This is a genomic window from Bacillus sp. J14TS2 (assembly GCF_018333015.1).
Classification (GTDB): Bacteria; Bacillota; Bacilli; order Bacillales; family Bacillaceae_C; genus Lederbergia.
Window position 1 is genome coordinate 236,775 of the sequence record NZ_BORE01000009.1, and the last position, 20,388, is coordinate 257,162.

The 20,388-nt window shown below is 38.6% G+C and carries 19 protein-coding genes and 2 pseudogenes; 7 read left to right on the forward strand and 14 right to left on the reverse strand.

All coding sequences use genetic code 11. The annotated features are described in order from the left end of the window. Window positions 1–79: 79 nt before the first annotated feature. The 7 genes and pseudogenes from KI375_RS15520 to KI375_RS27985 form a co-directional block, all read right to left on the reverse strand. Entirely contained in the window at window positions 80–910 is an 831-nt protein-coding gene (locus KI375_RS15520; protein WP_212974373.1) for a hypothetical protein, read from the reverse strand. A 374-nt stretch (window positions 911–1,284) separates the two neighbouring features. Continuing rightward, the gene (locus KI375_RS15525) at window positions 1,285–1,965 is read right to left on the reverse strand and encodes an N-acetylmuramoyl-L-alanine amidase family protein (protein WP_244852688.1); all 681 of its coding nucleotides are present in this window, start codon (window positions 1,963–1,965) and stop codon (window positions 1,285–1,287) included. Between the two features lie 29 nt (window positions 1,966–1,994). Then, window positions 1,995–2,735: a polysaccharide deacetylase family protein gene (locus tag KI375_RS15530; RefSeq protein ID WP_212974412.1), complete on the reverse strand. Its 741-nt coding sequence runs from the start codon at window positions 2,733–2,735 to the stop codon at window positions 1,995–1,997. A 1,005-nt stretch (window positions 2,736–3,740) separates the two neighbouring features. After that, window positions 3,741–3,977, reverse strand: coding sequence for a hypothetical protein (locus tag KI375_RS27425; RefSeq protein WP_244852690.1), 237 nt, complete (start codon window positions 3,975–3,977; stop codon window positions 3,741–3,743). Between the two features lie 275 nt (window positions 3,978–4,252). Continuing rightward, a complete protein-coding gene (locus tag KI375_RS15540; RefSeq protein ID WP_212974374.1) occupies window positions 4,253–6,232 on the reverse strand; it encodes a sensor histidine kinase in 1,980 nt (659 codons plus the stop codon). Next, window positions 6,229–6,483: pseudogene (locus KI375_RS27980) on the reverse strand (winged helix-turn-helix domain-containing protein); the annotation flags it as partial. The pseudogene KI375_RS27980 and the gene KI375_RS15540, both read right to left, overlap by 4 nt. Before the next feature lie 65 nt (window positions 6,484–6,548). Beyond that, window positions 6,549–6,912, reverse strand: a pseudogene (locus KI375_RS27985) (response regulator); the annotation flags it as partial. 647 nt (window positions 6,913–7,559) lie between these two features. Between KI375_RS27985 and KI375_RS15550 the strand changes: the two are divergent. Beyond that, on the forward strand, window positions 7,560–8,762 hold the full coding sequence (locus KI375_RS15550) for a helix-turn-helix transcriptional regulator (RefSeq protein WP_244852692.1): 1,203 nt from the start codon (window positions 7,560–7,562) through the stop codon (window positions 8,760–8,762). A gap of 23 nt (window positions 8,763–8,785) precedes the next feature. Next, the gene (locus KI375_RS15555; RefSeq protein ID WP_212974376.1) at window positions 8,786–9,253 is read left to right on the forward strand and encodes a GyrI-like domain-containing protein; all 468 of its coding nucleotides are present in this window, start codon (window positions 8,786–8,788) and stop codon (window positions 9,251–9,253) included. Window positions 9,254–9,489: 236 nt separating this feature from the next. Here the strand turns inward: KI375_RS15555 and KI375_RS15560 are convergent, their stop codons facing one another. Both KI375_RS15560 and KI375_RS15565 read right to left on the reverse strand, forming a co-directional pair. Continuing rightward, window positions 9,490–10,272, reverse strand: a complete 783-nt coding sequence (locus KI375_RS15560) for a Cof-type HAD-IIB family hydrolase (RefSeq protein WP_212974377.1) — start codon at window positions 10,270–10,272, stop codon at window positions 9,490–9,492. Window positions 10,273–10,289: 17 nt separating this feature from the next. Further along, window positions 10,290–10,799, reverse strand: coding sequence for a GNAT family N-acetyltransferase (locus KI375_RS15565; RefSeq protein ID WP_244852695.1), 510 nt, complete (start codon window positions 10,797–10,799; stop codon window positions 10,290–10,292). A gap of 106 nt (window positions 10,800–10,905) precedes the next feature. Between KI375_RS15565 and KI375_RS15570 the strand changes: the two genes are divergently transcribed. Further along, a complete protein-coding gene (locus tag KI375_RS15570; protein WP_212974379.1) occupies window positions 10,906–11,754 on the forward strand; it encodes an alpha/beta hydrolase in 849 nt (282 codons plus the stop codon). A gap of 81 nt (window positions 11,755–11,835) precedes the next feature. Here KI375_RS15570 and KI375_RS15575 read toward each other — a convergent pair whose 3' ends face one another. The 5 genes from KI375_RS15575 to KI375_RS15595 form a co-directional block, all read right to left on the reverse strand. Continuing rightward, window positions 11,836–12,624, reverse strand: coding sequence for an alpha/beta hydrolase (locus KI375_RS15575; protein WP_244852698.1), 789 nt, complete (start codon window positions 12,622–12,624; stop codon window positions 11,836–11,838). A gap of 52 nt (window positions 12,625–12,676) precedes the next feature. Next, a complete protein-coding gene (locus KI375_RS15580) occupies window positions 12,677–13,240 on the reverse strand; it encodes a DUF1697 domain-containing protein (RefSeq protein WP_212974380.1) in 564 nt (187 codons plus the stop codon). A gap of 39 nt (window positions 13,241–13,279) precedes the next feature. Further along, window positions 13,280–13,693, reverse strand: a complete 414-nt coding sequence (locus tag KI375_RS15585; RefSeq protein WP_212974381.1) for a DUF6157 family protein — start codon at window positions 13,691–13,693, stop codon at window positions 13,280–13,282. 172 nt (window positions 13,694–13,865) lie between these two features. Further along, on the reverse strand, window positions 13,866–14,684 hold the full coding sequence (locus KI375_RS15590; RefSeq protein ID WP_212974382.1) for an ABC transporter ATP-binding protein: 819 nt from the start codon (window positions 14,682–14,684) through the stop codon (window positions 13,866–13,868). 109 nt (window positions 14,685–14,793) lie between these two features. Then, window positions 14,794–15,768 carry an iron-hydroxamate ABC transporter substrate-binding protein gene (locus KI375_RS15595; RefSeq protein ID WP_212974383.1) on the reverse strand — a complete coding sequence of 325 codons (975 nt, stop codon included), beginning with the start codon at window positions 15,766–15,768 and terminating at the stop codon, window positions 14,794–14,796. A gap of 108 nt (window positions 15,769–15,876) precedes the next feature. Between KI375_RS15595 and KI375_RS15600 the strand changes: the two genes are divergently transcribed. From KI375_RS15600 to KI375_RS15615, 4 genes are all read left to right on the forward strand, one after another. Then, window positions 15,877–16,890, forward strand: a complete 1,014-nt coding sequence (locus tag KI375_RS15600) for a FecCD family ABC transporter permease (protein WP_212974384.1) — start codon at window positions 15,877–15,879, stop codon at window positions 16,888–16,890. Continuing rightward, window positions 16,887–17,909 (forward strand): FecCD family ABC transporter permease, encoded by a 1,023-nt coding sequence (locus KI375_RS15605; protein WP_212974385.1) that lies wholly within the window; start codon window positions 16,887–16,889, stop codon window positions 17,907–17,909. Before KI375_RS15600 ends, KI375_RS15605 begins: the two co-directional genes overlap by 4 nt. A 16-nt stretch (window positions 17,910–17,925) precedes the next feature. Further along, on the forward strand, window positions 17,926–18,939 hold the full coding sequence (locus KI375_RS15610; RefSeq protein WP_212974386.1) for an NAD(P)/FAD-dependent oxidoreductase: 1,014 nt from the start codon (window positions 17,926–17,928) through the stop codon (window positions 18,937–18,939). Window positions 18,940–19,329: 390 nt separating this feature from the next. Further along, complete coding sequence (locus KI375_RS15615; protein ID WP_212974387.1) at window positions 19,330–20,262, forward strand: nuclease-related domain-containing protein; 933 nt, start codon at window positions 19,330–19,332, stop codon at window positions 20,260–20,262. Window positions 20,263–20,388: the final 126 nt, after the last annotated feature.

Below are 20,388 nucleotides of genomic sequence, written 5' to 3' on the forward strand. Positions count from 1 at the left end.
CATTTCAATCAGAGTCCGATGAAAAAGTGACTTCCCATATAGAAAGTCACTTTTTACATTTTGCGCAGCCACTTTTCGATTAATTTTTAATTGTTGCTTTCTCTAGTAGATCTTCCCATTGTTTATGGTGATCATCAGACATTGGGGCTTCCATGATCGCGTAATGAAGAACGAATAATCCATCATCTACGACAATCGCACGGGCCATTTCATGATGATCAGGATACAAATCATCATTGGTCAAGATGAATTCATACATCACTTCATCATCTTTCTTATTTAAAACATTCCATTCCACATCCCCGGTGACATCACTTTTCATATTTTCTTCCATGATATCTACGAATTCCTGTGGATCAATTCCTTGTAAATTCGAGAAAAACTGAGCTGTTACTAATTCAGTCCATGCTTCTACAGATTCACCATCTACAACGTACTCTCTTATCATAAGTCCAGCTTCTTCATCTTCATACCCTAATTCCCAGTCGCGGTCATCAAAATGTAATGTTAGATCCTCTAAACTAGAAACTTCCTCCACTGGATCTAAAGGATCGTCACTTCCTACCTCTTCTATATCATCAGTGCCTTCGGTCGAATCCCATTCTGTTTGATCCTCTTGATCATCACCTATAAGATTGCTATCGAATTCTTCCTCATCGCCGATTGGATTTGTTTCAGTATATTTGCTCTGCTCAGAAATAGCATTAAACAAAAAAGTAAACATAAAAATGCCGACAACGATCCATATCACAAAATAAGCGGAAACCACCACTGTCACAATCGTTTTTGCTGTTTTTTTCCAATCCGTAAATCTCCACATTAAAAAAAGACCCACAGGCCATAAAAAGATTAAAAATAGTACGACTACCCACGTTTGTTCATACCACTTTTTTTCAGCACCTTCCACCATGTTGCCACTCCTCTTTCTAACTATTAGTCTGTAAAAATTTCACACCTGGCTCATTATACTGGAGTTTTCTTATGATTTCGACTGCCTTTATAAAGACAGTTATTAAAACCTATTTCTTTTTTCCTAAGTGAACTTCCTCCCACTGGATTGACAAGCATTTAGTGAGAGGAATCGGTCTTTTCTCATTCATTTAGTAAAAAGGGGATAACGAAAAGTCGAATCGTATAAAAGGTTTTTCAAACATTCGATAATTTGAGAAAGGGCTTTGACCGGGGGCGATCACGGGGCTTCGTTACCGATTTAGAAAATTCAGCGCCGGGACGAGCACGATAAAAGGTTAAGATTGACCGTAATCCAAGATGTAACGCTGTATCCTATCTGTCAAAAAAGGCTTTAATTCCATCTACAATTCCTGTAGCGACTTTCTCTTGAAAAGCGGCTGAATTGATTCGGGTTTCGTCCTCAGCATTGGATATATATCCAAGTTCGAGCAACACCGCAGGCACTTTGTTTTCTCTTAAAACATAATAATTTCCAAAAGAGACGCCGCGATCACGGGCGTGAATATCCTCCATAAATATGTGCTGATGGATGCATTCTGCTAGTTTTTGATCACGTTTATGATAATAATAGGATGTCATCCCTTCTATATCGTTTGTCTCAAATGCGTCATAATGGATACTTACAAATAAATCTGCTTGATTTTCTGCTGCCAACTCTACCCGCTCTTCAAGTTCGACATATTCATCATCATCGCGTGTCATTTGAACCTCTGCGCCGGCTTGCTCTAGTGTAATCTTAATTTTATTTGCTGTCTCTAATGTAACTAACTTTTCAAGCGTACCATTTTGACCGCTAGCTCCAACATCATTGCCACCATGCCCGGGGTCAAGTACAATTACCCTTTCTTCCAAAGGCAATTTTTTTTCGGCTTTTGTCGTTTTACTTCCTTCCATACCAGCAATTTTCTCATTTTTTTCAACTTTAAATAAATGAGTCACTGCAAAGACTAAAAGCAGGATCATAATCAAGACGAATACTTTCCATAATTTCATAAAAATTTCCTTTCTAGGTTCATCCATTTTTATAAACGAGAATCTGATAAAAAGTTATTGGGAAAATGATGTTGATCACTGTAGACCCCAAACTCATAGCCCTGATCTTTGAAAAAGTCAATAATTTGCGGTAACAGCTTCAAGGTTTGTTCCTTTTCGTGCATAAGAACAACTTCAACATCCTCTGTTGTGGTCGATTTTATATTGCCCATGATTTTTTCTGGGTTATTGGGATATTTCCAATCTTGGGAGTCAATTGTCCAATCCCAAACTTTCAATCCTGCTTCAATGACCTGATCGTGAATAAGCTTGTCTTTCAACCCGGGAATAGACCCATAAGGAGGGCGCACTAAATGAGGGCTCGTTCCTGTAATCTTGTGGATTAACGCTAATGTTTCCTGCATTTCTGGAACAAACTGCTGGTTTTTGTATAATTCGTCAGAATCATGTGTCATACTATGGGCGCCAACATAATGGCCTTCCTCAATCGCTCGTTTCACATCAGATTGAAAGGATGGGTGTTTTAAATGGTTTCCTTGCATGAAAAAGGTTGCATGAATTCCATTTTCCTCTAAAACATCAAGAAAATCTCCGGTCCATTGACTTGGACCATCATCGAAAGTTAAGTAGACCATTTTCTCGCTTTTCTTATCTCTCGACTCTTCTTTCCCCTTTTCTATCTCCTCTTCCTTTTGCCTATTAGCTTCTTCTTTCATTTTTTCTTCGGTTTTTCGTGGTGAAGGACTGGTTTCTTCAAACGTTTCGGCCATTATTTTCTTATCCTCTGTCTTGTCAATGGGAGATGCAGCTTTTATGAAGTAATCTATCACCCAAACACAGGAAACTACTAAAAAAAACAATATACATATTTTTAATAAGACTCTTATTCTTCTTTTCTCCCAACTAGACTGTTGTTGCATATGTTTCAACTCCCCTCTTTTATCTCTATTACTAGATTAAACATGCGAGATATAGATAAAATGAAGTTGAGATAAATTTTGGATAAAGAAAAGAGGCTGGGACAAAAGTGTTTTCACCAAAGAAAAAACCGAACTAGTATGATGCATGTCCTCCGCTAAGGTAATGCATTGTTCGGTTTTAGAGCTTATTTTTTTGTTTTGTCCCAGCCCTCTTTCCTACGATAGTCAAGTGATAAAAAGAGAATCATTCATTTTAAGTTGTTTATGTGCATGAGAAAATAAGCCTCAGATATCCATTTTTTAAAATTGAGGCTGTTTGTGGTATAATAGGATCACTCTTGGTCTATAGAAACCGTATACGAGTAATCGTATTTTGTATTGTTCCTGGTCATGGAATAGATACATTTCAGCAGCTTGTTCATACAAGCTACAATGGCAACCTTATCCCTTTGGGGATTGGGTTGCTTTTTTAACTTATATTTTTTTAGCGGTGCTTTTAATCAAAAGGTTTATGATTTTTGTTTGACTCGTTTGTAACACAAATGCCGGATGTGGAAATAAGTCAATCAACGTTAAGGCATACGGTGTGACTCTATTTGAAAAGAATCTCTCCAGTCCTGGGAAAGTTACTTGAAGCGCATTATGCAAGTACATTCGTGTACGTTTTATGTGCTGTTCTATCTCTTGATAGAAGCGAGATAGATCACAAATGTCATTATAAATATCTGGTTGTTGTACTTATTCAGGATGATGATTCAGCTGATGCGTTTGGGCTAATTTATGGGCAGCATGCTTGTCTGTTTTCCAGCTTCGTAAAGTTCCTTGCTCTAGCTGCTTTTTTGCCTCAAGAGGGTTTTATAAGTAATAGCTTAAATGGTTCTTTTGACAAAAGGTTTCAACCGGCTTTGAATAAATGCCTGTTGATTCGAAAACAAGAATAGGTTCATCGGGAAGGTTTTGGATTTCGGTAAGCAATGAGTGAAAAACTATCTGATTATGAAGAAATTCCCCTTCCGAAAGACATGTTTGACCATCATAGACAACTTTGTAGCTTTTCCCCATAGAAATTTCTAAAGCAATAACACTTCCCAATGTTTTCCTTCCTTTCCGGTATTCATTTGAAAGATCTCCACTTATTCATTTCGATTCCAATTTCCTATACACGAGCTCTTTACGGCCTCAACATAAAAACTGATTCAGAAATGAAAGTGAAGAAGCTCAGTTTTAGATTCGGATTCGAAGATCCTTGAGACTGTGGTCGAGCTTTCTTTCACTTCTCACTATACATCTAAAAAAGAAATAGTGGGTAAAGTCATTCGTCAATGACCTTACCCACTAATCTTAGTATGTTTACTCTCAGCAAACTTCTACTTGTTTTTTCTTAAATAAAAATAAAACAATACGCCTGTTTCTGTATTCTCTACCCCAAATTTACTTCCATGAAGTTCAAGAATATTTTTGGAAATGGCTAGTCCCAAACCTGTTTCACCTTTTGAGCGATCTCGAGAAGTATCTCCGCGGTAAAATCGATCCCAAATTTTTTCCAATCGTTCCATAAGAATCGGTTCGCCTGTGTTTTCTACACAAACTTTCACTTGATTCTCTTTATCCTTTACCGAAATAGTCACGATACCTGCTGCTGGTGTATGACGGATCGCATTGGTTAAGAAATTCGTGATCACCTGCTCAATCCGATGTTCATTTGCTATCACTTCAAACGGCTGTAGCACCGGTCTAAGTGTCACCTGATTCTTGGCGGCCTCTATGGAAAGAGGGGCACAAACCCGTTCGATCATTTCATCGATATAGAAGGATTCCACTTTCATTTGATAAGTACCTGATTCATATTTGGCCAATTCAAGCATATCGGCAATGAGCCGATCCATCTTGTCAACTTCCTTCTCCAGTGCCTGAAAATAATACCCCCTTTTATGCTTGGCCACATCATCTTGTAAAATGGAAATCGTGCTTTTCATAATACTTAACGGTGTTTTAAGCTCATGCGAGACACCTGAAATAAATTCTTTTCTTGTGTTCTCTAGCTGCTTTTCTTTTTCAATATCCTGCTGCAGCTGCTTAATATGTTTGTGTAATGTGTCCGAAAGGGTATTGATGTTTTCCGATAATGTCCCCAATTCATCCCTTGATTTCACAGTGACACTTTCAGAGAAGTCCAAGTTAGCCATTTTTTTCGCCGTTTGATTAATTTTCAGTAGTGGACTAGCAATTTTTTTCGAATAATAAAAGGATGCTAATAAAACGAGAAGCATCACGAAAACGATTAAATAAATATAATACTCCTTTACCATTTGCACAGCCTCATCTACTGGCTGCAGTGATGTCATCGCAATTAGATAGGATCTGTGACCATCGATTGACAAGGGCTTGATTAATATTTTGTACTGAATATTATTTTGCTCAATGTCCTCCACTTGAATGGATTGGTCCATTGTTGGATTTGGTTTCAACAGAAGAGAGGCTTGAAAATCTTTGACTTTATCCATAAATAGAGTGTTTGTGTAAATAGCGTTCGATCCTTCACTTCGATTTGGAAGCTGTACAGCTGTAACCGTTCCAATCAATTGAACAATATCTTGTTGTGAACTTGCCGGTTCTACTGGTTTAGCTTGCACCACTTTTGACTCTTCCCTTAAAACGGCTGGCGACTGTGAACTAGATTCATTTGGAAAGAGAAGATCTGTTTCCTGCGTATGTTTTGAAGAATTCTGTCCGATCCGCTTGCTGAGATATTCTCCTGCTGCTTTTTTCAACTGCTTATTCTCCCAGTAAGTTACATTTTCTTGTTCCTGTTCCAGCTCATATGGATCCAAAGCTCCGATCGTTCCTAGCGAATTAGGCACAAATCTTCCTAAATGGCCGATGACATAAGGGATGACTATCGATCCTTTCTTAATCCCGTATATACCAATGCGTACATCTGGCTCAAGAAGGAGATCATCTGATAAAGCATCTTCAAAATCCAGCAAATAGTAGAGAGGGATACGGATTGTTTTATCTGCAAAAGCTTCGTCATTCGCTCGCTCTGACTGAATTTCCACATAAAAATCATCCGCAACTTTTAAATTTCCATATTGATCCAATGTCGTAATCCATGTATTATGTTTTTGATAAAAATCCTGTTCTAGTTTTTTTTGAACATATTTGTCTTCCTTGTTTTGCAGGTAATCGTCTGCATAACGATCCATGGCCGCCTGAATATCATTGACTTTTTGATGGGCATAATATTGCTTGAAGAAAATCGTTTGACCGATAAAAACAGTCGTTAAGATAAAGACGCAAAGCAAAGTTGTCAAAGTAAACAGTTTGAAAACAATTTTACTTCTCATACAGTCGCCTCAAATTTATAACCTAAGCGCACAATAGTTTTGATCGCATCTGCTTTATCACCAAGCTTAGTTCGGATATTCCGTATATGCGTATTAATAGTGCGGTCATCACCGGCATATTCATAACCCCAAACCTTGATAATTAATTGTTCCCTAGTAATCACAATTCCTTCGTTTTGCATTAAGTAGAAAAGAATTTCAAATTCTGTATGTGTAAGATTGATGCTTTGATCATCAACTAGCACTGATCTGGCAGCCATATTAATGGAAATGCCATTCGCAGGTTTTACCTGTTGTTCTTCTACAGCGCTCTTTTGTTGACGGCTTTGCAATAATCGTTTGGCCCGTGCCAATAATATAGCTGGACTATATGGTTTCGTCACATAATCATCTGCCCCAAGTTCAAAGCCTAATAATGTATCTTCTTCCTCAACACGTGCGGTTAGGATAATAATGGGAACATCCGCCGTTTTTCGAATCCGCCTGCAAACAGACCAGCCATCTAATTTGGGCAGCATAATATCTAAAATAATCAAATCCACCCTTTCGCTGTCAAATAATTGCAATGCCTTTTTCCCATCATTTGCTTCCAGCACATGGAAATTTTCATTTAAAAAATAGTCTTTAAGCACTTCTCTTAGAATTTGTTCATCCTCAACAATCAGAATGGTTTCATTCATCGCTTTATCCTCCATGGTTATTCGTTTAAGTATATCAAAACAATGTAAAGATTAGATAAAGACAAACCATTATTTAAAGTAGTAAAAATTCCCTTTCCCAGCTCTAATTGCTCTACGTTCTACCCTAATTGCCGAACTTCATAACCTAATCGAAGAGCTTCCTTTACAGACCTTTATCTCTCATCTATCCAATAAATCTTTTCAAATAACCGATTGGTCCCCAATCGAAGAAATGTAAACCACTCTCTCCCCTCTAGGATTGTTGCAAGGATATCGTAATTGATTAAAACCACTTTCCTCATATTCAGATTGCATTTTGTCAATACATCTTAGATACAGGAGCCTTTTCTTCCTGCTCAACAGTTCGATCCTTCTAGCTTCAGATCTTTCGTGTCTTCAGGTGGGATCGTGTGCATTTTTGATCGAGCTCTACATCGCTATTTATAAATTATAGCTTTTGTGTGAGAGGAGAGTGCCGTAATCATCAAAATCAGCTAAACTAATCGCTATGAAACAAGCCAATTTTTCTTTTCCATCCTTCTCGGTAATCTCCTTCATTTTTGAAAGATATGAGCAACATCTCCATATTGAGCAAATAATAGAGTGCTAATAGTATATTTTCTAACATCATGCTAAGATATTGAGGTTTGCAAATTCGATCAATCGGTCGTTATGGTAATATAGAAAGAAAGTACAAAGTAAATGTTGATATTGGAACTTTTTTCGAAATAATTAATCTTTTTTATGAGCTATTTATTTTTATAATTCATTCAATTGAGACACTTGCTTACGCTGTTCGATTACCTGGTGCTAGAGCCCCTAATGATGATGACCTCACGTTTATTGAGAACTATCCTTGCTCAGTTATTTCTTTCCAGGGGCTTGGCTTACAAAATTCATTGTATGAGGAGATTGATATGAAACTTGATCGGCTTTTACGTATGATCATGCTTTTACTTGATCGAAAAAAAGTAACCGCCCAAGAATTAGCAGAGGAATTGGCTGTTTCTGTTCGGACGGTTTATCGTGATATTGATACATTAAGTAGTGCCGGAATTCCTGTCGTTAGCTATCAAGGGGCGAATGGTGGCATCAGTTTAATCGAGAATTACCGGATCGACAAACATTTTTTAAAAGAAGAGGAGTTCACCTCTCTATCTGCTGCCTTAAAAAGTCTGCTTACAGCCTATGAAGATCCTAGCGCCAAAACCGTTTTGGAAAAAATCAGCCATATTGTGGGCAAAGAGGCTACAGAGGATTACCTTTTTATCGATGATAGTCCATGGGGGCAAGACGAACACCTTAAACAAAAACGAACCTTTTTAAAAACCGCGATTGAAACCAATACATGTGTAGAGATTGTGTACGGAAATAGAACTGTCATCCCCAGAATCATTGAACCTCATACGCTAGTGCAAAAAGGTCGTTCCTGGTATGTGTATAGTTATTGTTTACAGCGACAAGCTTTTCGCTTATTTAAACTAGCAAGAATAAAAGATTTGCAATGGAACGAGCAGACGTTTCAGCGAAAAGAAGTCGATGTATCTGAGCTTCCTTGGGATAAAGATTGGTATGATCACAAAATGATTACTTTAACACTCACTTATCAGGCAGACATCTATGAGAAAATGGAGGAACTGTTTGGTGTAGAAGCAGTGGATGCGGAAAAACAAATTGTCACCCTTCAACTACCAGAGAACCAATGGCTATACGGCTTTCTATTAAGTTTTTCTGACAAAATCGAAGTGCTTGAACCGAAGCATATCAGGGAAATTATCCAGCAGCAGGCAAGAAATATTTTTAATATGTATAAAACCTTACAGACTGTTGTCAGGTTTAGATCGTTATAGTAAGGCTAGGGGTGGTGAAAATTATGATCAAGCAGAAGAAAGCATTCAAAGTGATGGGAATCTCTGTAGAGACGTCCAATGCAAATGAAATGAAGGCCCAGCCAAGAATCCCTGCCCTATGGGATCGTTTTTATCGAGAGCAGGTTTCAGCGCAAATTCCTGCTTTGAATCATACTGTATATGGTGTGTATTCGAATTATGCTACAGATGTAAACGGCAGCTATCAAATGACGATCGGACTTGAAGTGGACAAGGACACACAGTCAGACGAATGGGTTGCAAAAACGCTTCCCACTTCGCAATATCTTGTTTTTACTTCCAAAAAAGGCCCTATCGTGAAAATCGTTGGGGCACTATGGCAAGAGATTTGGCATTATTGTGAAAGGAACAATATCAAGAGAACTTATACAGGAGATTTTGAAGTGTATGACGGGCGATGTGCAGATCCCGAAAATGCACAGGTGGAAATTTATATTGCGATTAAGGAATAAAACTGTCGGCATTTACTTTGTGGAGTGAATGCCGATGGCTTTAAATTAAGATTTAAGAAATAAACTCTCTTTCTATCTACTCTCTCATGATCAAGAATTAACAGATGCTTTCAATCCAAAACGATCTGGGAAAATAGGTTTTCCGACGATTCTGCTTTTCAATCCCAAGATGAACATAAGCGTACTTAAATACATAAAGTGATTTGTTTTTTGAGCATATTTTGCAAAAATTAATTCTAAAATATATATTTCGAAAATGCGTGAAATACGCCATCCTCATCATTGGAGAAGGTGACATCATTGGCGATTGCTTTTAGATCGTCAGGGGCATTTCCCATCGCAATTCCTAAACCTGCGAACTCAATCATATCCAAATCATTATAATAATCGCCGATTGCCATCATTTCTGATTGCTTTATTTCAAGGGAATCTATGAGATGGATGAGCGCTTTTGTTTTATTCGATTGGGCATGAACGTATTCTCTATGGAATTCTAAATCAATCCTCTTTCTGAGTCGTTCAGGGACTGGCAAAGGAATCTCCTGCCATCCACCTACTTTATTTTGATCGCCAATTGTACATTTCATAATTTTTTCTTTAATAGATAAAACATCACGATGAATAGTAGGAGTGATTTCATATACCTGATATTGTTGTTCTTGAAAGTCTTCCAGCCATTCCACATACACATCAAAAGCTGTACACAGAGAAAAATGAATGTGATGACGGCGACAATAATGGATAAGTGGGGCGATATCCTCCATAGAAAAAGAATACTCGCCAATAAGTGCTTGATTTACAGTATTAATGGTAGCTGTTCCATCATTTGATACCAAAATCCCTTTAAAATCCAATTGATCCAAAATCCGTTTCGTTTGCATATAATATCTACCTGTCGCTAATACAATCTGAACCCCTAAATCTTCTGCCTTGTGAATCGCTCGTATATTCCGCTCAGAGATATTTCCATCTCGATTCAGCAATGTCCCATCCAAATCCAAAGCCACTAATTTATACATGAAATCCCCCTTCTATTCTAACTTTGAAAGACAATAACCGGACCATGCCAACGGTCATTTTGCACGAACTCTTCTTTCTGTATGTGTCCATTCGTATAATCATGAATCAATTTTGCCCAAAACCTTTGAGCAACTTTATTTCCTGCTGTCTGTCTAATCTCCCATATTCCTCGATATTGTTGAAATAAGGAGGTGGCAAACTTTTGCCCAACCCCTAACCTTCTAAATTTCCTCATAATAAAAAAATCACTGATTACATTGGTTCTCTCCGCTGTACTTAATTTCATGAATTCTTTTGGGACATCAAGACTAACAAGCGAAAATCCCGCTATCTCACCATCAACCTTGACCAAGTACGGGCGGCGATAATCGTCTGTCCATTGATGATCTAAATATTTATATAAATATAAACCGTGGTCATTTAACACATGACCATCAAATTCACTACTATCATATCTATATAACTGCATTAAATTCTGTAGTATCGTTTTATCTTCGTATGGAATAAGTGATAAAGTAACGTCCATACTCATCCTCCTTTATGAAATGATTGCACAAATCTACAACACGAGTAAGTGTAAAAATAAAAATAGCGGGTACCATAACATGTAAAGATTTCTGGAGGTGTTCAAGATGTATATCAGCGGTCATGTTTCTGGATACGATGGTGTGAACTTATTTTACCGTGGTTGGCTCCCCAAAGAACCACGTGGATTTATAATATTAATTCATGGAGCGGGTGAGCATTCGGGACGTTATTCCCATATCGGTGAAATATGTTTGGAGCACCAACTCGGCGTACTTGCCCCGGATTTACGAGGGTTTGGAAAATCTGGTGGTCCTCGTGGACATGTTAATAAATTTACAGATTACCTCGATGACTTAAATCAATTAATTGAATCCTTTCAGGTCCAATATCCTTCCGCCCCATTATTTATTTTCGGACATAGCTTGGGAGGGCTCATTGCTATTCGCTACGGTCAAATGTATCCCCATAAAGCAAAAGGATTTATCTTATCAGCTCCTGCATTAGGAATCCGGTTTCAACTGCCTCTATTAATAAAAAAGACAGTGGAATTTTGTTCTTGGATTTCTCCTAATTTATCGATCCAGCCTTTCAAGTGGATGGGAATTTTGAAAAAAGTTCGCAGTTTAGAGCATCTTTTTCCAGAGCCTGATCTAGAATTAATCGAGGATCCACTATTTACTTCAGAATACACCCCGCGTTGGTTAACTGAATTAACTCATAATGGCGTTCACGCTTTATTAGATATTGAGAAATTCCGTTTTCCGCTTTTATGTCTTTATGACCAACAGGATCCAATTGTCCATCCTGATTCAATCTTACGTTTTTTGGATTCCATTTCCATTCAGGATAAAAAATATATCATGTATGAAGATGGGCTTCATCGACATTGGGACGCAAACCATTGCGAGCATGCATTGGAAAATGTTATGACATGGCTAACTCCCCGTTTATAATTAAAGTCAAGAGCCAACCTACTTTTACTTTATGGGGGCAGGAGAGATTTTTTTATGCTTGATTTATAAATCCCATCCCCCTTAAAAAAGCTGCCATCCTCGCATTCGTTTGGTGAAAATATTTGTTATTATGTCGCCCGTATCTAAAGAAACCATGTTCCATTCCTTCATATTCTTCGAAATGGATTTCATTTCCAGACTCCACCATGCGCTCGACAAATAATTTATTTTGCACATAAAGACCGTTAGGAATCGGTGGGGTATCCTCCTTTGTACCACACATCCATAAAGTTGGTGGTAAAGCCTTTTAATATTGTGAAATGGAGATATTTCAATGGCTTGATCCAATATCTCTGGATATCTCCTTTGCATAATGTCTACCCCGTCCATGCCAGCTCCAAAAATGATCAGTGCATTGGGGATATGATTACAATTCCGCTGATGATAAACGGGGTCATCATCTACATGATCAAACATGATTGAAGAAACACAGACATAGCCGCCTGCGGATGCACCGCACATGACGATTTTTTCTGAATCAACGCCTAATTCGTCCGCATGTTGACGCACCCAACGAACTGAAGACTTCGCATCCGCAATCGCTTGTTTCGGCGTAAACCCTGCGTCATGCCTAGCCCGATAATCCACACAGATCGCAACCATACCAAGTGAGGCAAAATAATTAGCTTGCTGTTGAAAAACAGCTGGTGATTGAGGATTTTTCGCAAAACTCCCACCGATGAAAAAAAGAATCGCTGCTTGTTTTTTCTTCGCCTCTGACGACTCAAATATATATAGCTTTACATCTCTAGTTCCAATACTTTTAAACGTTTTCTCGATCACTGGAAACTCAAACTCCGGTACTTTCATCTTCTCGCTCCTAACTATCCATTTTCATAAAAATTATAGACGTTTTCTGATCCTATACACTCTTTCTCGCGGCTGCCATTTCGATTAATTTATTTAGCGTTTTCCAATTGCGCACTGTGGTAGGCACACCCAAGCTTTGCATTTGGTCAGCTAGCTTGGAATTGCGTGCACCGTTTCCAAATAAAAAATAAACTTCGTGACCCACGACTTGATAATCCTCCCCATCGTGTTTATAACCATCTAATCTCTCTACTTTTTCCTGCAAAGGAGCATGGAGAAGGAGGGCAACATAGAGTATTTCTCCTACTGAGGAGGTCCTCACCTTTAAAATGATCTCCTCAGGAAAAGGTAAGTTGGCTATAATTGCCTCTAGTTCTGTTGCTGTTCTTAAAATCACACTGATTGAAAAACCGAAGTCTTCAAAAATCCTTCGCTCTATTTCTTGACGCAACCACTCCTCTTTCTCATTTGATTCAAACAGGACATTGCCACTCTGGATATACGTTTGTACATGATCAAGACCGATCTTCTCTAAAGAGGTCCGTAATTCATTCATTTTGATTTTCCGGTGTCCCCCAACATTAATTCCTCGGAGAAATGCAATGTATACTGGCATGTTGTCCCCCTTCCATTTATTTGGTTTAGCATTCGTATTCTACAAGGATTTACTCTTTCTTTGCGATCGCATTCCTTTTCTTTTTTGAATTTGATCATTATGTAGAAACCGCTGATACTCTTCACTGTTCACCCCATATATAGCGATTTTTCCTTCTTGATCATAATGAATTCCCCAACCATATTTTTTTACTAATGGAGATGCCCTAAAACACGCTTTCGGTTTGCTAAAAAATTGCTCCCTTAACTCGTCAAGATTAGCCGAATCCAGTTGGTTTTTAATCAAATATGTTTTAAATTGGACATCCGCTTGCGTGTATTCATAGGGATGCTCCTTCATTAAATCGTATTCTATCGACGCAATCGTTGCTTTATTGTTTCTTGGAACTGGCACAACCGCCTCTGTAACGTCCGAATCTTCAGATATGGTAATAAGTGTATTCTGATAACTCATAAACACCCTCCTTATAGTTAATAGCCAACTAGGTAATTCGAATGCCTGATTCCATTGTACATGAAAGCCCTTCCCCTGAATATTTACTTTTTAAAAAGCGGATCATTTTTTACACAAAAAAGCATCTAAAAATACTCGTCTCCAAGTTTTTAGATGCCTTACCATTTAATTCTTAAGATGTCGCTTTTTGTTCATCCGCAAAGAGACAACGTCCTTTTCCAAATGGAATACAAAGGGGCGTTCCGAATATCGGATCACAAGCAATCTGACATTTCATGTCAAAGACTGTTCTTACCAGCTCTGGTGTAATAATTTCCTCGGGTTTCCCATGAGCGAAAATTGTTTTATCTTTTAAAGCTACAATATAATCTGCATAACGACTAGCTAAATTTAGATCATGCAGCACCATCACAATCGTTCTATTTTCCTTTTCATTCAGTTCAAAGAGGAGGTCAAGAACATCGACTTGATGAGCCATATCTAAATAGGTAGTCGGTTCATCCAATAAAATAGTCTCCGTTTGTTGGGCTAATGTAAGAGCAATCCATGCTCGTTGCCGTTGCCCTCCTGATAATGAATCCACGGATTGATCCGCTAATTCACTCATGTTTGTCGATGTAAGCGCATGTTGAACAGCTTCCTCATCTTGCTGTGACCATTGTTTCATCCATTGACGATAAGGATGTCTTCCCTGCTTTACGAGTTCATAGACGGTTAAGCCCTCAGGAGTTACTGGACCTTGCGGTAAAATAGCTAATTTTTTTGCAATATCCTTCGTTCTTAATTTTGCAATTTCCTTTCCATCTAGCATTATTTGACCTTGCTGTGGTTTTAATAAACGGGCTAGAGATCGCAATAAAGTAGATTTGCCACAACCATTCTGACCAATCAATACCGTGATTTTCCCTTTCGGTATTTCGATATCTAACCCATCTATAATAATGCTTTCTCCAAATCCAAGCGTTAAATCACGTGCTGATAAAGTTTCCACTAAGATCACCCCTTCCAGGACATTACTAAAATTGCCATGAACACCGTTTCCACACCTAAAATATATGCACTCCATCTATTTTACTATAAATTTGTTTGTTCAACACATTTTATTTTTTTAACGTTTCTAGAAAGGTATCAATGGTTTTGGTTGATGCAATTAATCCCTTATTTGTCCAACTATCAGCTGCATTCAATACATATACCTGGTCATTTTTTACTACTGGGATGCTGTTCCAAACTTTACTATTTTCCAGTACATCAAGACCTTCTTCTTCTTCAGCTGCTAGTAAGAAGACATGATCTGCATCTAGTTCCGATAATTTTTCAAGTGATAGAGGCTCCCACTGTGGTTTTGCTTCCCCTAGCTCATCTACAAGCTGTGGATAGTGAACACCCAATTCAGAGTAGAGCACTTTCGCGCTGTGGCGATCTTTTTCAAATACAAAGTATTTTCCACCAATCACCCAAATGGAGGCGACTGTTTCCTCACCGATAGCATCTTGCACTTCTGTTTTCGCTTCGGCTACTTTCTTTTCATAATCGTTTAAGGCTTGTTTGGCTGCATCCTCTTTTCCAAGCAATTGTCCAAATAGGTCCAGCTGTTTTTGCCAATCACCTACTGTTTCCTCATCCATGACATAGGTTGGGGCAATTTTCTGATAGTCCTCATATGTCCCCTCATAACTGTCCATTGTATTTTCTAAAATAATCAGATCAGGTTGATAACTGAGAACTTGTTCTAATGGAAGTGTCCATTCAATTTTCGGGACATCTTCGAGTTGATCCTCTAAATGATCTTGTACTGATGTGCCAATTGCCCATTTCGCTACGGGTGTTACACCAATGGACAATAAAGCATCTTCATGAAAAGGTGCCAACACTTTTTCAGCATTTAATGGGATTGTCACTTCTCCCATTTCAGAATCCAAGGTAATCTCTTTGTTATTTTCCTCCACAGAAGCCTTATCTCCCGATTTCTCTGACTCCTTTTGAGAATCAGTATTTCCACAACCGGCTATAATGAAAAATATCATGATAAGCATGATAAAAAAGCTAAATTTATTTTTTAATAATGTATTCATCCCTTTATCCCCTTTATGCTATAATAACATTTACTGGTAATGATAATCACTTTCAATTAGGTTGTCAATAAATATTTAACCCCCGGGAGAAAGAATGAGGAGAGTCGTATGCGTTCGTTTATTCAGCATTCAAATATTTTAAAAATAACGATTAATTTAGTAATAGTAGGCGCAATTATTATATCCACTGCATTATCTGTCTCTTATGGCTCTACAGAAATTGGACTAAGAACAGTTTGGAACGCAGTATTTCAATTTAATCCAGAACTTTCTTCCCACCAGATTATCCAAGAATTACGCTTACCGCGTGCACTGTCCGCTGCTTTAGTTGGGGCGTTTCTTGCCGTTGCTGGCGCGATTATGCAGGGAATGACACGAAATCCTTTAGCCTCTCCATCTATTATGGGGGTAACTGATGGAGCTGCTTTTGGGTTAATGATCATTATGGCATTTTTTCCCTCTACCTCGAGTCTTGTCTTAACTTTAAGTTCCTTTATTGGTGCAGCGCTTGCGGTGAGTCTTATATTTATGATTGGATCGTCTTCAGCGAATGGATTGACTCCTGTGAAATTAGCCTTAGCAGGAGTAGCGATCGGAACAATGCTTCGTTCGATTACCTCCATTCTTTCCTTACATTTTCAGCTCGAAAAAGAGATGGGTTTTTGGTTAGCTGGAGGGCTGGATAAGACAAACTGGTCATCGGTTCAAATGCTGGCCATTTTCGGTGTGATTGGTTTACTGTTTGCTTTTTCCATCTCAAAATCAATGACCGTCCTTAGCTTAGGTGAAGATGTATCCGTTGGATTAGGGCAAAACAATGCGCTGATTAAGATTTTAGGCATAGTGGCTGTGTTTATGCTTACAGGTGTTTCTGTCTCTGTTGCCGGTGCTATCGGCTTTGTTGGACTGATTGTCCCTCATATCACACGTTTTTTAATGGGAGCTGATTATCGTTGGATTATTCCATCTTCAGCTCTCTTTGGCGGGCTTTTAGTCATATTGTCTGATTTAGTATCGAGAATGATTAATGCACCTTTTGAAACACCCGTCGGGGCTATCACTTCGCTAATAGGGGTTCCGTTCTTCCTTTATTTAGCAAGAAGCAAGGGGGAGAAAAAATGAATGTAACTCAATCAAAAAAACAACGTACTTTCTGGCTAATGATCAGCCTGCTAATCCTGCTTATTTTCATAATGATTTTTGTCAGCTTAAGTATTGGTGTGATTAAGATTGCCCCTAACGAAGTGATACAAACTATTTTTAACCAGGGAACAGCTCAGCAAAAGCTCGTTCTGTTTGACTTTCGGTTACCAGGGATAATCTTATGCTTACTTATTGGGACCGGCTTGGCCGTGTCAGGAACAATTTTACAAGGAATTACGCAAAATGAATTGGCTGACCCAGGAATCATCGGGATTAATACAGGGGCAGGCCTTACTGTCGTACTATTTATCTATTTTTTCCGCAACCTTCTTCCAGCATCTGACCCATTATCAATCTTTATTATGCCATTTGCCGCCTTAATTGGTGCGATCGTGGCAGCGGTCCTGATTTATCTCCTTGCTTGGAAAAAAGGAGTAAGTCCTACTCGTCTGGTCTTGGTTGGAATTGGTGTGAATGCTGGATTCGGTGCCCTGCTTACAATCTTACAATTAAGGATGGATCCACAAGATTATAGACAAGTAACGGTATGGCTTTCAGGAGACATTTGGAATGCTAACTGGGCATTTGTTCTTGCTTTATTCCCTTGGATATTGCTCTTAATTCCGCTAGCCTGGCAAAAAGCAAAAACTTTAAACGTCTTTACATTAGGGGATGATGTAGCCGCTGGTTTGGGATCTCATGTTGAAAAAGATAGACGACTTTTACTACTTATTGCCGTTGCTCTCGCAGGGGCGTCCGTCGCGGCTGGTGGAGCGATTGCATTTATAGGCTTAGTGGTTCCCCATATCGCAAGGAAAATAATCGGGCCTTTGCATCAGTATATTATCCCGATTTCTACATTAGTGGGAGCCTTATTATTAATGGGTGCGGACCTGATTGGGAAAAATCTTTTAACCCCAACAATGATTCCGGCCGGGATTGTCGTCTCGATTTTAAGTGCACCTTATTTTATCTATTTATTAATCAAAGTGAAATAATCTTGGAGGTTTTTTTATGACTCAGCAAAATGATATTTACGATGTAACCATTATTGGTGGTGGACCCGTTGGGTTATTTACTGCTTTTTATAGTGGCATGCGCGAATTAAAAACGAAGATTATTGAATATTTACCTTATCTAGGTGGGAAGGTTTCTTATTTTTACCCTCAAAAAATTATTCGTGATATTGGGGGATTGCCCCACTTATCAGGTGATGAATTGACTGCTAACTTGATCGAACAGGCAAAAACTTTTGATCCAACAATTGTCTTCGAAGAACAGGTAATGGATTGGCAGCAACATGAGGATGGTTATTTCATCTTAACAAGTCATAATGGGGCAAAACACTATACAAAAACGGTGATTTTGGCAACAGGATTCGGTTCCTTAAAGCCAGTTGAGTTAGTGCTTCCTCATGCTAAGGAGTTTGCAGAAGAAAGTCTGCATTATTCGATCCATGATATTGATCGCTTTAAAGGGAAGCATGTTTTAATTTCTGGCGGTGGGAATTCTGCGGTCGATTGGGCCAATGAATTAGAACCGATTGCTGAAAAGGTTACATTAATCTACCGTAAATCTTCTTTTAAAGGGATTGAAAGCAACGTAACAAAAATGAAGAATTCCAGTGTACAGGTTTTGACTCCTTATGAGCTAACGGACTTAAGAGGGAAGGATGGCCGTCTAACCAGTGTGATCATACAAAATACTGAACAGGGCACTTTTGAAGAAGTGAAAGTAGACGAGCTCCTCGTCAATCATGGGTTTCATATCGATCTTGGCCCTATCGCTGAGTGGGGAATGGACATAACAGATGCAGGGATTGTAGTGAATTCCTCGATGTCGACCTCCATTCCAGGCGTTTTTGCAGTAGGAGATATCGCCCAATACGAAAATAAATTACCACTGATTGCAGGGGGGTTTAATGAAGGACCAATTGCCGTTAATAGTGCCAAGCTTTACATACATCCTAAAGATCCTTTAACCCATCTATACTCTACTCATTATGAACCTTTGATCAAGACGGATTAGAAGTAAGCGGCTGCCACTAAGTCTTCAACACCGAGAAATCTCCTTCTTTTTTTATGAATAAATGTTAAGAAAATCGCCAAAAACGGTGACACGCCTGAGGAAATAGCATCAGCTGAAGGCCTCACAGCAAAGAAGCCTTTTTGGCGTTTTTCAACTTTTGGGACATGCCCTTATACTTGAAAGTTTTTGGAATCTTTCATAAAATGAAGAGAAATAAAGTGAACCTTCAATCAGTGGGGGTTTTCTTTCATCCCCCACTGATTGTTAGTTGAACCAATCGGGCTTTTACGGGCAGTGTATCCCCCACTTATGCTTCTCCGTATTCTCTAAAGCCTTGAGGTGGGGGATTACTGCCCGTTAATGCGGGATAAAATAGAAAGGTTGTGGAAGATGATTATTAAACCCTATCAAGAATCGTCGCTACTGAAATTGCTTCACTGCTTAAACGAGCGCCTCGAACTTTCCTCTGAATGGAAGCAACAATACCTCCATCTGAAAAAAGGCCATGAAGGTGAGCAGAAACTGGCTAACCTTCTCAAAGATCTTCGCACCGACTGCTTGATTTTGCATAATCTACTCTTGGAATATCACAATGCCCTTTTTGAGATTGATGTTCTCCTTATTTTTGAAAATACGATTTATTTGATAGAAGTAAAGTATTATGAAGGTGATTATTATATCGATTCTGATATTTGGTATACCTTGACTAAAAAAGAAATTCATCATCCCATTCTTCAATTAAACCGCTGTGTCTCCTTATTCCGACGCCTTCTCCAACAATATGGTGTTCACCTTCCTGTAAAAGAATACGCCCTGTTTAATCATCCTGAATTTACGTTATACCAGGCGGATCCTAAACTGCCCATTATCCTTCCAACTCAAATCAATCGTTTTAAGAAGCATCTGGATAAAGTTAATTCGAAAATGAATGAAAAACATCTACAGTTAGCAAAAAAACTACTAGCAGATCATATGGAGAAATCTCCCTATCAACGCTTACCAGACTATTCCTTTGAGCAAATAAGAAAAGGGATTATGTGCACAGGCTGTCATTCATTTACGGCCACCTCGTTGATAGGCAGGAATATCGTATGTGGACATTGTGGTGCGAAGGAGAATTTTGAATTGGCCATATTAAGAAGCGTTGACGAATTCAAGCTGGTTTTTCCAGATAAAAAGATCACTACTCATATTATTTATGAGTGGTGTCAGGTAATTGCAGAAAAAAGAATTATAAGCAGGACACTCAGGAAAAACTTTATTGTGCAAGGATATGGAAGACATGCATATTATACTGGAAAAAAGAACGCTAGATCATCGTAGGAGTTTTCATGATATGCCGCTCATTTAACTTTGGTTTCAATGAACGGCATTTGCAAGATCCACTAGCGTTTGGAGCATGGAATTATCTTAGGAACTCATTTTACAGTGAAGTAGGTGCGGAGAATC